Raw genomic sequence first — 12,559 nt, forward strand, 5'->3', positions numbered from 1 at the left:
GAGGCATCCAGCCAGAGCAGCGCGGGCGGACAGTTGAACCCCACCAGCCTGCGGTTGGCGGCGGGTGAACAGGGGCGCTTCTCGGTACAGGCTGACAGCGGTTACCTCCTGACCGGGATAAGCGGATGTGATGGCACCCTGGACGGCCTCACCTATACCACTGGCCCCATGAGCAGCGATTGCCAGATCTCGGCCAGCTTCACGCAGGAGAGTGCCGCCGTCTATTTCAACGCCACCACCCAAGCTTCTCAGGGAGGCGCGCTAAGCCCCGACGCCCTGCGTCTGAACGTCGGTGAACAGGGCCGTTTCACCGTGCAGCCCGAAAGTGGCTTCGTACTGGCGCAGATCACTGGGTGTGAGGGCACACTGACGGGCAACACCTACACCACAGCCCCCATGCGCGCCGATTGTCAGATCTCGGCCCGCTTTATCAGCGATGCCGCCAATGCGATTGCCCGGGAAGATCATACCCTTGCCAGCGAGCAATCCCTGATCGCCCATGCCCGTGCGGCGATTGCCGACAGTGAGGCGCACCGCACCGAGCTGGTTCGCAGCCTCTATCAGGGAATGGCAGAGATCAGCTGGAACCCGAGCCACGACTCCATCACCTTTTCCAGCTTCCAACCGGAGAGCACGGTGACCCTGCTCCCCTCCAACATCAATGGCAAGGGGGAGAGCGAGATCCGGGGGCTGGTGATGGTCTCCGAGCAAGCCGATTACCGTCAGGCCGCCATGGGGGCGAACCTGTTTTCCGTTGGCCGCACAGCGCAGAGCGAGGCGCTGCTCAAGGGCCTGATTGGCTGGCTGACCCGGGGCAAGGATAGCGATGGCCTGCGCATCCTCACCGCCCAGATGCCAAGCCGCACCGATAGCGCCTATTTTCCCCATAACGAAGGCGTGCGGGACTGGCTCAAGGCGATCTATCCCGACAAACACAGCATCAACCCGGCCAATACCTGCGATTATCAGGCGCTGAGCGACTGTATCGACACCATGACGCCGGAGCTTATCGTGATCAGCGATATCGACCGCCAGGGGCTGGGGTATCAAGGTATCGCAGAGGCGATCGCCAAGGCCAAAGCGGCCGGGATCCCGCTGCTGCTCTCCAACTATCGGCGCGATGCCAGCCCGCTGCTAAGCCCCCTCTATCTCGATATGGGGCTGGTCACCTGGGGCAACTACTGGTCAAAACTCAGAGCCAGCAGTCTGGCAGTGAACACCATCATGGCACCCGACCCCCAGCTGATGGCGGTCGATACCCTGCTTGGCAACCTTCAGGATCGCAACTTCACGACCCAGTGGCTCGATAGCTGCGGCGGCAACTTTATCAATTGCAGTGGCTCGGAGAGCTTCAACCAGCAGTTCAAGCAGGGTGCCGACTGGCTGAGAAATGCGGCCATCACCCTCGACAAGGCCGGGATCAGCCCCTTTGCCCGTGACGGCGTGACACTGTTGCCCGCCACCCTGCTGCTGGCCGACAAATACCGTGCCGCCATCGACTACCCGATTGCCTGGGATGAACATCAATCCTGGCAGCAGGCGATGTTTGCCGACTGGCTGGTGAGCTATGCCCGCACCCGTACCCCGGCCCAACCCGATCTGGGGGAGTACGTCACCGATCGCAGCAAGGTGGTGAAAGGAGAGGCCGCTCACTATGCCTATCCCGCGACGCTCACCGACAGTCGGCGCATTGCGGTTCCCTACAGCGGGCAGTGGACCACCACCGGCTGGTATGCCCTGCCGGGACAAACCATCACCCTGAGACGCACCGATAACGCCGATGTGTCCGCTACCGTCCGACTCAACTACCACAGGCCCAACACCAATCGCGCCTATGAGCAGAAGCTCTATCGAACACCGCTGGAGCTGACCACCGGACGACTGACCTTGGCCAAGGGGGGCAGCGTCACCTTCACCTCTCCTTATGGCGGCCCTATCTACCTCTATCTGGAAGGGGGGGCAGCATCACTGGCCGTCCAGGTGAGCGCCACGGGCGTCACCCGTCATCCGGCCATCATGGATTTCGGTGATGAGCAGCAGATACGCGAGTTCAACGAGCGGCTGGAACAAACCGAGCTGCCCCATATCGATCTGCGGGCCGATGGCGCCGAACAGCATCTGCGCCGGGATCGCTTCACCAAGGCGGTGGGTGGCGTCATCCCCGACACCAATGCCCTGCTCGACAGCATCGCCCGGGATCACATCAATGGCGTCTACACCCTGGCGGGCCTGAAAATTCAGGGCAAGGGGCTCGATGAGTCGCTGCCGGCAGATGTGAAAAACGCCTGCGTGGCACTGCTGGGGGAGGGTTGTCTCGATGAGTCGATTCATACCCGCACCATCATCCAGCATGCCAACTATGACCAGAATGCCCATTGCGGCAGCGGTTGTAGTGGCAACCCGTGGGACTCTTCCGGCAGCATCAGCCCGACCGGCTGGCTCGACAATCACGAACTGGGCCACAACCTGCAGACCAACCGGTTGAACGTGCAGTACGCTGCGGCAGGCGATGCCGACAACTGGAGTGGCTACGGCAGCCGGGCGGGGGAAAACTCCAACAATATCTTCCCTTATGTGGTGAAGTGGCGCGCCCATTATCTGAGAGATGGCAACACGGCGCCCATCAAGGATGGACACATGAATCACAAGGATCTCTTCTATGTGTTCATGTCTGATGCGGCGCAGGTAAGGGACAGGAGTGGCAACCGCGTCGTGCTCGGGGCCAACTGCCAGGTGCTCGATACCGGCGAGAGTCGCTACGAAGCCCCCTGGAAGAGCAATGCCTACGCCGTCCACAACGGCTATCGCATGGCGTTTTATATCCAGATGGCATTACGCGCCCACCGTATGCTCCTGACTGATGGCACCCGGCTGAACGATGGCTTCACTATCTTCACCCTGCTCTATCAGCATTCACGGATCTTCGGCGCGGCAGCCGACAGTGAAGCGCAGTGGAATGCCAACAAGGATAGGCTCGGCTTTAGCCTGTTCCCCTACTCGGGGCATGCGGTCTATGGCGGCAAACGGGTGCGCGACATACCGGGCAATGACTTTATGCTGGTTGCACTCAGTCGGCTCACCGGTTGGGACTGGCGCAATCACTTCGATCTGCTTGGCCTGCGTTACTCCAGCCTCGCGGTCGCTCAGGTGCAGGCCAACCAGCGTTATGGCAGCCTGCCGATGGGGATGTATGTGCTGGAGGATGACCTGCCCCCAGCCAACATGAGCGAAGGGGTCACATTCCTGCCGCTCTCCGAAAGCGACGGATCCACCCTCTGGCCTCGCAACATCGGCTCGCCAAGCGCCTGCCCAACACCCTGAATAGGATCATCGCGATAACCACAACAAGCGCCCGGCTGGGCGCTTGTTGTTTATCCGGCCTCTGGCCCCGTTGTTGATGCTGTGAAGAGGGTGGAATAAGTGGTGATCGCTCACAGATCAGCAAAGCAAACCTGCACTCCTCCTTCAGTCCCCGGGTTGTGTGAACTCCGTCACCTTGCCCCTTGCCAATTGAGAGGATGATGGCGCTCAGGCAGAAACATCTTTCTCGCCAGCTATTTCAACAAGTTGAGGTTTATATGCCTGACAGCAATGCGGTCGCTCACCCGTTCGATGCCAAGAAGATCAATGTCAACGATCCCTATGAGATGAAGCAGTGGATCAAAATGTTCGAGTGCACCGAAGTCCAGCTGAAACGGGCGGTCAAGGCAGTCGGCACCTCAGGCAAGGCGATCCGAAAATACCTCAAGAAGTGAGGGTGCAACCCCGTCACAAACCCGGCCCCGCTCGCGGGGCTTTTCTCATCTTGGCCTTTACGTGGGCCCGTCCTGCCTCCGGTTTGGCTGCACACATACCGCCTTTCAACCGCTCATAACCGGACTGTGCAGCCCGACCAGCGCCGGCCGCCGTCCGACAGCTTGTGACCAGCCAGCGCCGTCTGGCCCTTCGCATCCCGGCATCCCTGCCTATAATGCGGGCTCAAACACACAGAGAGGATTAATCCATGGGCTTTATCACCTGGATCGTATTGGGACTGTTGGTGGGTATTCTGGCGAAGTGGATCATGCCGGGCCGCGACGGCGGTGGCTTCTTCATGACCGCCCTGCTGGGGATTGTCGGCGCCATGGTTGGCGGCTATATGGGTACCCTGCTGGGGCTGGGCTCGGTGACCGGTTTCAATATCCCGAGCATCGCGCTGGCGACCGTGGGTGCCCTTATCGTCCTGTTTGTCTTCAACAAGATCCGCAGCTGACCCCCACCGCCATCTATGTGTAGATAAACAGGGCACCGCGAGGTGCCCTCTCTTTTTTATCGCCCTCACGATGTTGCCAGCGGCAAGATCAGCCTCACCAGCAAGCCCCCCAGCTGGGTGGCCGGCAGCAATACCACTTCGCCGTGGTGGTAGTGGGCGATATCGCGCACCAGTGCCAGACCAAGCCCCGCTCCCGGCTGTTCACTCCCCTGCTCGAGGCGCTGGAACGGCTGCCAGACCCGTTCCGCCAGCTCGGGGGCGATGCCGGGGCCGCTATCCTCTACCTCCAGCCAGATCTGCCCATTGCTTCGCACCACCCGCGCCGTCACGGTGCCGTGGGGCGGGGTGTATTTGATGGCGTTGTCGAGCAGGTTGGCACAAAGCTCCCCGAGCAGCAGCGGCTCCCCCGCCACCATGATGGCGGACTCCTCCCCCTCGTACCCGAGATCGATCCCCTTGCTGCGGGCCTGCGCCAGCCGTGACAAACAGGCCTGCTGCACCAGCGCCGTCAACTCGATGGGCTCCCGCTGGCGCAGCCCGGAGCACTCGTCTGACTTGAGTCGCGCCAGCAGCAGTAACCGCTCGGTCAGGGCGATGGTGTGATCGAGCCGCACGGCCATGGCATCGAGGCTTTCGCTCATCAGGGCCGGATTGCCACTGCCGCGCGCCACCTCAACTTGGGTTTTCAAAATGGTGAGCGGGGTGCGCAGCTGATGGGCGGCATCGGCGCTAAAGCGCTCCTGCCGGGCCACTAGCTGGCGCAATCGAGCCAGCTGGCGGTTGAACGCCTGCACCAGCGGCCGGGTCTCCTGCCAGGGAAGCAAATCCGGCAAGGGGGCAAGATTGGCGGCATCGCGGCGCAGGATCTCCCGCGACAAACGCCGCATCGGGGTGAGCAGCCGTTTGAGCAACAGATAAGCGAGCAGCAGGGTAAGCACCACCAGCGCCCCCTGGGTCAGCAGGGCCGACCAGAGCAGCTGCTCCGCCAGCTGCTGGCGACCGAGCAGGGTTTCCGCCACCGTGATGCGGGCCATGCCGTTGACGCCCCCCTCACCCACCGGTTGCAGCAGCATCACGGCGCGGATCGGCGCCTCCTGATAAAGCCCGTCGTAGAAGTAGGCGAGCGCCGGATAGCGGTCGGTCAGGGGCGTACCGTCCGGCATGGGGGGCAGGTCATCAAAGCCGGAGATGACCCTATCGTCGATGCCGCGCACCTGGTAGAAGAGGCGATCGCGCATGTTGCGCTCGAAGCTGTCGAGCACCACATAGGGCACATCCACCCTGAGGCTGCCTTCGGCTGCCGTCAGCCGCTCGGCAACGGTGCGGGCCGAGGCGAGCAGGGTGCGATCATAGGCCGAGGTGGCCGCCGCCAGCGCGCCGTAGTAGCTGTACCAGGCCGAGGCAGCCCAAAGGATCAGCAGGGGGCCGCCCAGAAACAGCAGCAGTTGATGGAGCAGGGAGCGACTAATGGGAGGCCTCCGGCGCCGCTTCCAACAGATAGCCAAGACCGCGCAGTGTGGTGATCACCACCCCGCTGCCCACCAGCTTTTTGCGCAGCCGGTGGATATAGAGATCGATGCTGTCGAGCCCTACCTCGTCATCTAGGTTGAACACCTGCTCGAACAGCTGCCCCTTGGCGACGGGCCGCCCGTGGCGGTACATCAGCGCTGTCAGCAGCGCCTGCTCACGCGGAGTCAGGGCAAGGCGGGCATCGGCCAGCAGAAAATAGCCGTCGGGGTGCAGGGTCAGCCGCCCCAGCCGCAACTCGGCACCGCCACTTTCGCTGCGCCGCAGCAGGGCCCGCAGCCGGGCATCCAGCTCCCCCAGATCGAACGGCTTGGCCAGATAGTCATCGGCTCCGGCATTGAGGCCGCAGATCCGCTCCTCCACCGCGCCGCGGGCGGTGAGCAGCAGCACCGGCACCCCCTGCCCCCGACTACGCAACCGGCCGAGTACCGCCAGCCCGTCGAGCTTGGGCATCTCGATATCGAGCACCGCCAGCGCGTACTGTTCGTGGCGCAGCAGGTGATCAGCCTGAGCCCCGTCAGCCACCCAATCCACCGCGAAACCGGCGCTGGTGAGTGCCCGCGACAACCAGTGGGCCAGTTCGTGATTATCTTCTGCCAACAGCAAGCGCATCCCTCTCCCCTTGTTCCTAACCACGGCATTCAGCCTTACTGCTTCAACTGCATCCCTTCGTCACTGCCATTGCGGGAGAAGGTGCGATCAGAGTCACACTCCCGGCTCTTGGTCAGCGATTGAAAGGTGAATGAAAGGTTGTTGTTTTAACAATTTCGCATCACTTCGTCTATCGACGGAGTCACACCCAGGAAAAACAACGACAAGATGGAGCACACAACCATGAAGCAACGCACACGTCATGCCCTCGCCCTGCTAACCCTGCTCGGCGCCCTGCCACTGCAGGCGGCCGAAAGTGCCACGACTCCGAGCCGTACCGAATGCATCGCATCGGCCAAACCGGGCGGTGGTTTCGATCTCACCTGCAAGCTGCTGCAGGTGAGCCTGCAGGAGACCGGCACCATCGACAAGCCGATGCGGGTCACCTATATGCCGGGCGGGGTCGGCGCCGTGGCCTACAACGCCATCGTGGCCCAGCGCCCCGCCGAGGCGGGGACCGTGGTCGCCTTCTCCGGTGGCTCCCTGCTCAACCTCTCACAGGGGAAATTTGGCCGTTACGGGGTGGACGATGTGCGCTGGCTGGCGGCGGTGGGCACCGATTACGGCATGATCGCGGTGCGCCACGATGCCCCCTATCAGAACCTCAAGGAGCTGGTGAGCGCTATGGAGCGCGATCCCAACAGCGTGGTGATCGGCGCGGGTGCCTCCATCGGCAGTCAGGACTGGATGAAGACGGCGCTGCTGGCCAAACAGGCCGGGGTTGACCCGCACAAGATGCGCTACGTCGCCTTTGAAGGGGGCGGCGAGCCGGTCACCGCGCTGCTTGGCAACCATGTGCAGGCGGTCTCCGGCGATTTGAGCGAGATGGTGCCCTATATCGGCGGCGACAAGCTGCGGGTGCTGGCGGTGTTCTCTGCCGAGCGGCTGCCCGGCAAGCTGGCCACCATCCCCACAGCCAAGGAGCAGGGTTATGACCTGGTGTGGCCGGTGATCCGCGGCTTCTATGTCGGCCCCAAGGTAAGCGACAGCGAATACCAGTGGTGGAAGCAGACCTTCGATCAGTTGGTGAAGACCGACACCTTCAAAGCGCAGCGGGATCTGCGCGGCCTGTTCGAGTTTGACCTCACCGGCGAGGCGCTCGACAGCTACGTCAAGGAGCAGGTGGCGCAATATCGCGAACAGGCCAAAGCCTTCGGTCTGGCCAAATAGGAGCCGCAGCCATGAGCGATCGCATCTTCGCCGCCATCTGGCTGCTGCTCTGTCTGGCAGGTGCCGCCATCGCCTGGCAGATCCAGAGCGAATACAGCTATGAGCCGCTGGGGCCGCGCCCCTTCCCGCTCGGCATCATCGGCCTGATGGCGTTCTGCGCCCTGTTGCTGCTGCGCCGCCAGCCGGACACCGTCAGCTGGCCGCCGCTGCGTACCCTGCGCCACCTCGCCATCATGGTGGTGGCGCTGGCCGGGTACGGTGCCAGCTTCGAGTGGCTGGGCTTTCCGCTGGCCACCACCCTGCTCACCTTTGTTCTGGGGCGCCTGTTTGGCGCCTCTGCCAAGGCTGCCCTGCTCTCCGGCGTTGTCGGCGGTCTGGTGCTCTATCTCGCCTTCGACCGGCTGCTGGATGTCACCCTGCCCCTCGGCGTCTGGTTCTCTTAAGGAGTCAATATGGATACCTGGATGTACCTCTCCCAGGGCTTTGCGGTGGCACTCACCCCGGAGAATCTGGTGATTGCCCTGATCGGCTGCTTTGTCGGCACCGTGGTCGGCCTGCTGCCGGGCCTTGGCCCCATCAACGGGGTCGCCATCCTGTTGCCGCTGGCCTTTGCCCTCAAGCTGCCCCCCGAATCGGCGCTCATTCTGCTCGCCACCGTCTACATAGGTTGCGAGTATGGCGGGCGGATCTCCTCGATCCTGCTCAACGTGCCGGGGGATGCCGCCGCCATCATGACCGCGCTGGATGGCTACCCCATGGCCCAGCAGGGCAAGGCGGGAGTGGCCCTCTCCATCTCGGCGGTCAGCTCCTTTGTCGGCTCCATGCTCGCCATCGGGGGGATCATCCTGTTCGCCCCGGCGCTGGCGCGCTGGTCCCTCGCCTTCGGCCCGGCTGAGTATTTCGCCCTGATGGTGTTCGCCATCGCCTGCCTTGGCAGCATGATGAGCCAGAACCCGCTCAAGTCCTTTATGGCGGCGCTGATTGGGCTGGGGCTCGCCACCGTCGGGGTGGATGCCAACACCGGCGTCTATCGCTTCACCTTCGACAGCGTTCACCTCTCGGACGGGGTGCAGTTTATCGTGGTGGTGATCGGCCTCTTCTCGGTGAGCGAGATCCTGCTGATGCTGGAACACACCAGCGGCGGCGGCAAGCTGGTGCGCACCACCGGACGGATGCTGTTCAACTTCAAGGAGCTGGTCCATTGCACCGGCACCATGTTGCGCTCCTCCACCATCGGCTTCTTCGTCGGCATTCTGCCCGGCGCCGGTGCCACCATCGCCAGTGCCATCACCTACATGACCGAGAAGCGACTGGCGGGGCCCAATGCCAAATTCGGCGAAGGGGACATTCGCGGCGTGGCCGCACCGGAGGCGGCCAACAACGCCTCAGCCTGCGGCTCCTTTATCCCCATGCTGACACTGGGAGTGCCGGGGTCGGGTACCACGGCGGTGATGATGGGGGCACTGACCCTCTATAACATCACCCCCGGCCCCACCATGTTCACCGAACAGCCCGATGTGGTGTGGGGACTGATCGCCGCCCTCTTGCTGGCCAACGTCATGCTGCTGGTGATGAACATCCCCATGGTGGGGCTCTTTACCCGCATGCTCTCCATCCCGCTCTGGTTTTTGGTGCCCGCCATCGCCAGCGTCTCGGCAGTGGGAGTCTATGCGGTGCACAGCACCACCTTCGACCTGTTGCTGATGGTGGCCCTCGGGGTCTTTGGCTACCTGCTGCGCAAGATGCACTTCCCCATGTCACCGCTCATTCTGGGCTTCGTGCTGGGTGAAATGCTGGAGCAGAACCTGCGCCGCGCCCTCTCCATCAGCAATGGCGACACCGCCATCCTGTGGAGCAGCGGCATCAGCCAGACCCTGCTGATACTGGCTATCGTAGTGATCGCCCTGCCCCCGCTGGTACGCCTGCTGCGCCGCCGCAAAGCCGATCCGCTGATCCCGGACGCCCGCCCGGAGCAGGGTGCCTGATCCGATAGAAAGATGACGGGATATATTGATATAAAAGGGCGAGATCTGAACGATCTCGCCCTTTTTAACAGACCGCATCCATCTGTCACTAACGGTATAAAAACACCCAATATATCAACGCTAATCGCCCCGCTTTCTCTGACACCTCAAGAGCCTCAAACTGACATCATTCAGCAGGTCTTATGAGCAAGCCGCTACGTGACAAGGAAATATTCAGACTGGCCGCTGTATCCCTTGTTCTCGATCTGTATTCCCCACCGAGTCAGGGGGTGGCAAGCCTGATAGTGAGCTTGAACTGGCAATTAAACGCCGGAGGCTCTACCGGACAGCACCTGTTTGGATCAAATGTGGATTCGGAGGAAAAAGAAAAAGGCCACTATTTCTAGTGGCCTTTCGTAACTCTTTGATTTTAATGGTGCCGAGGCCGGAATCGAACCGGCACGACGCGAACGTCGAGGGATTTTAAATCTGATTTGGCCCTATGATAAAACAAGCACTTACATAAAAATCAAAGAGTTAGTGAACCAATAACAGCCAAAAATGACCACTCATTTAAAATTTTGTCGCCACTCTGTCGCCACTTTCAGCCCCCACCTGACAGCATTCTCTGCAGCCTTCCCCACTCCTCGGCATACTCCCGACGCAGATAAAACTGCCGCAAGTTGATGGTGGTTTTCTTGAGAAGGCCCGCTTCGGATTCTTCTTTCAGCAGGGTCTGGATATCAAGCCAAAGCCGATCCCTTTCAAAGCCGCTCCAAATCTCAGGGACAGGGGTCAACATGTTGGTGTAACAGACAGGGGCAACCCATTCAAACAAGGCTTTTTCCACATGCTCTATGGGAAATGCTTTGGCTACTTTGGCGATGTAGCGATAGTCCACTTCGTTATCAACGAAAAAACCTGAGAGTGCTTCACACAACTCGACATCAGACCTAGTTCCCTTCATCAGACCCCCTCAGCCTCAACCCCACCCGAATTATTCTAAACCACAAATAGAAAGAGGATTTAGACGAACCGCATCTTCCAGATGATCAGGGGCAAAATGTGCGTAGCGCATGGTCATGGCGATGGTGGAGTGGCCGAGGATCTTCTGCAGCACCAAGATGTTACCGCCGTTCATCATAAAGTGACTGGCGAAGGTGTGACGTAAAACGTGGGTATTCTGCCCCGCGGGCAGCTCCAGCCCTGCTCGCTCGACCACCATCTCGAAGGCTCGATAGCAGTCGCCAAACAGGCGGCCGCGCTTTCTGGGCAACTGGGCATAGAGCTCGGGGCTGATGGGTACGCTGCGACTCTTCTTGCTCTTGGTACGGGTGAAGGTGATGCGGTTGGGGGATACCTGGGACTGGGTCAGCTCTTCAACCTCAGACCAGCGGGCACCGGTGGCCAGGCAGAGTTTCACCACCAACAATAGATCGGAGTTTGGGCTCTCGGCGCAGGCGGCCAGCAGGCGTTTGAGTTCGTCAGGGTAGAGAAAAGCCAGCTCGGCCTCGGCCACCTTGTAGGCTCGCAAGCCATCAAGGGGATTTTCCCCCTGCCACTCCCCTAGCCTTTTCAGCTCATTGAACACCGCGCGCAGGTAAGCATGTTCGCGGTTAACCGTATTCGGGGTGACGCCCTGCTTCTCTTGATTGATAGCGCGTCGATCAGTGATATCGCCCGAGAGGCGAGCTTCACGGTAGGCTGCAAAATCACGAGCGGTAAAGTTCACAGCCAGCGGGTCTCCGAGGGACTGGCAGATGGTCAGTAGTTTGGATTTACGAGCCTCACCATCACGCAGGCTCTGGCCGTGGCGACCAAACCAGAGTTCGACCAACTCGGAGAGGTGTCGACCATCGGTAGGTTCTCCCTGCCCTTCCAGCCAAGGCTTACCCTTGTCCGGATCCAGCATAAAGCGCTCAAACGCCAACGCCTCGCCCTTGGTGGCAAACTGCTTGCGGATCCGTGGTGCGTTGGGGTTTGTCTTGCTAGGTCGCCCTTCCGGATAGACCTCCGTAAGCCAGATGCCAGATATTTGCTTTCTTACTGCCATACTCCCTCTAGCCTCTCTCCCCCATCACACAAGTTTTCCACGCTTTGGAAACATCACCCATTCAAACACCAGCACCTAACGACTCATTGATAACATACATTCTAAAAAACGGCATCCCAGTTAAAAATCCCTCACAAAAATCATCCCGTGGGTTATTTACCCATTTCAGATAAAACTAATGAAACCAACGTTTCAACCTCGCTATTATTTAGCTCAAGCTTGTTCTTTATCGCATAACTTCGAATGAAGATTTCGAGATCTCTTTTGTTTCTTTCTGTCTCCGGCAAAGTCATCGCTTCCCTAACAATATTTCTTGCATAGAGAACAATTCGTCGTTGAGGCTCATTACGCAGGGTAACCAAATTTTTAGTCACGTCCAACCACATGTTAGTGGAGTTACCTCGGAGATGCCCCAACTCACCTTCACCTGCCCTAGCGATAACTTTATTTAATTTTTCATTGATTTCATTTAACTGAATTGCATAGTACTCATTAGAATCAACTTCCTTTGTTTCAATACTACCTTTGTTTTTCACTGGTATAGAAAATCCTTGCAAGAATGGAGAATACCCCTCACCTTTAGCTTTCTCCATTGTCGCAATAACCTTATCGAGTAATTCCTTCTGGAAAACCAATATTTCAGCATAATTAAGAGACCGCGGATACGTAATGTGATATATATTTCCTATGTCAAATGAAATGGGCGTATCATGATCTTTGATCAATACCACAGGCTTATCAAATGTCAACCTAACCCCAAGTTCAAACATTACATTCGGATTTCTAGAACTTACATCACATATGATAATGTCATCCATAAATAGATTTTGAATTATATTTTTCTGAATAACATTAACTTCATCGGAATGACTTACCATTCTTATATTTAAACCAAGCGGGGAAAGTGCGTCATGTATAACTTTTTGGACATTCAACCAGTGC

The 12,559-nt window shown here is 59.4% G+C and carries 12 protein-coding genes; 7 read left to right on the forward strand and 5 right to left on the reverse strand.

The features are described 5' to 3' along the window. From AACS18_RS09305 to AACS18_RS09315, 3 genes are all read left to right on the forward strand, one after another. Nucleotides 1-3,321, forward strand: a 3,321-nt coding sequence (locus AACS18_RS09305) for an ImpA family metalloprotease (RefSeq protein WP_258228689.1), incomplete at its 5' end; no start/stop codon positions are given. 257 nt (nucleotides 3,322-3,578) lie between these two features. After that, nucleotides 3,579-3,755, forward strand: a complete 177-nt coding sequence (locus AACS18_RS09310) for a DUF3606 domain-containing protein (RefSeq protein ID WP_005337420.1) — start codon at nucleotides 3,579-3,581, stop codon at nucleotides 3,753-3,755. A gap of 248 nt (nucleotides 3,756-4,003) precedes the next feature. Beyond that, nucleotides 4,004-4,252 carry a GlsB/YeaQ/YmgE family stress response membrane protein gene (locus AACS18_RS09315; protein ID WP_108612208.1) on the forward strand — a complete coding sequence of 83 codons (249 nt, stop codon included), beginning with the start codon at nucleotides 4,004-4,006 and terminating at the stop codon, nucleotides 4,250-4,252. A 65-nt stretch (nucleotides 4,253-4,317) separates the two neighbouring features. Here the strand turns inward: AACS18_RS09315 and AACS18_RS09320 are convergent, their stop codons facing one another. Both AACS18_RS09320 and tctD read right to left on the reverse strand, forming a co-directional pair. Next, nucleotides 4,318-5,757 carry a sensor histidine kinase gene (locus AACS18_RS09320; RefSeq protein WP_258228690.1) on the reverse strand — a complete coding sequence of 480 codons (1,440 nt, stop codon included), beginning with the start codon at nucleotides 5,755-5,757 and terminating at the stop codon, nucleotides 4,318-4,320. Then, on the reverse strand, nucleotides 5,717-6,391 hold the full coding sequence (gene tctD / locus AACS18_RS09325; protein WP_108612209.1) for a transcriptional regulator TctD: 675 nt from the start codon (nucleotides 6,389-6,391) through the stop codon (nucleotides 5,717-5,719). The genes AACS18_RS09320 and tctD overlap by 41 nt, the downstream gene beginning before the upstream one ends. A 222-nt stretch (nucleotides 6,392-6,613) precedes the next feature. On the opposite strand from tctD, the gene AACS18_RS09330 reads away from it, so the two are divergent. The 4 genes from AACS18_RS09330 (at nucleotide 6,614) to AACS18_RS09345 (ending at nucleotide 9,971) form a co-directional block, all read left to right on the forward strand. Further along, nucleotides 6,614-7,600 (forward strand): Bug family tripartite tricarboxylate transporter substrate binding protein, encoded by a 987-nt coding sequence (locus tag AACS18_RS09330; protein WP_108612210.1) that lies wholly within the window; start codon nucleotides 6,614-6,616, stop codon nucleotides 7,598-7,600. Between the two features lie 11 nt (nucleotides 7,601-7,611). After that, nucleotides 7,612-8,043 (forward strand): tripartite tricarboxylate transporter TctB family protein, encoded by a 432-nt coding sequence (locus AACS18_RS09335; RefSeq protein ID WP_108612211.1) that lies wholly within the window; start codon nucleotides 7,612-7,614, stop codon nucleotides 8,041-8,043. 9 nt (nucleotides 8,044-8,052) lie between these two features. Beyond that, nucleotides 8,053-9,585, forward strand: coding sequence for a tripartite tricarboxylate transporter permease (locus AACS18_RS09340; RefSeq protein ID WP_108612212.1), 1,533 nt, complete (start codon nucleotides 8,053-8,055; stop codon nucleotides 9,583-9,585). 182 nt (nucleotides 9,586-9,767) lie between these two features. Further along, nucleotides 9,768-9,971 (forward strand): hypothetical protein, encoded by a 204-nt coding sequence (locus tag AACS18_RS09345; RefSeq protein WP_108612213.1) that lies wholly within the window; start codon nucleotides 9,768-9,770, stop codon nucleotides 9,969-9,971. 197 nt (nucleotides 9,972-10,168) lie between these two features. Here the strand turns inward: AACS18_RS09345 and AACS18_RS09350 are convergent, their stop codons facing one another. The 3 genes from AACS18_RS09350 to AACS18_RS09360 form a co-directional block, all read right to left on the reverse strand. Beyond that, entirely contained in the window at nucleotides 10,169-10,531 is a 363-nt protein-coding gene (locus tag AACS18_RS09350) for a DUF7079 family protein (protein ID WP_108612214.1), read from the reverse strand. 30 nt (nucleotides 10,532-10,561) lie between these two features. Continuing rightward, nucleotides 10,562-11,617, reverse strand: coding sequence for a site-specific integrase (locus AACS18_RS09355; RefSeq protein ID WP_108612215.1), 1,056 nt, complete (start codon nucleotides 11,615-11,617; stop codon nucleotides 10,562-10,564). 152 nt (nucleotides 11,618-11,769) lie between these two features. Beyond that, nucleotides 11,770-12,559 (reverse strand): hypothetical protein (locus AACS18_RS09360; RefSeq protein ID WP_219927966.1); only part of this gene is annotated, 790 nt, incomplete at its 5' end.

It is taken from the genome of Aeromonas sp. HMWF015 (assembly GCF_963878965.1).
Classification (GTDB): domain Bacteria; phylum Pseudomonadota; class Gammaproteobacteria; order Enterobacterales; family Aeromonadaceae; genus Aeromonas; species Aeromonas veronii.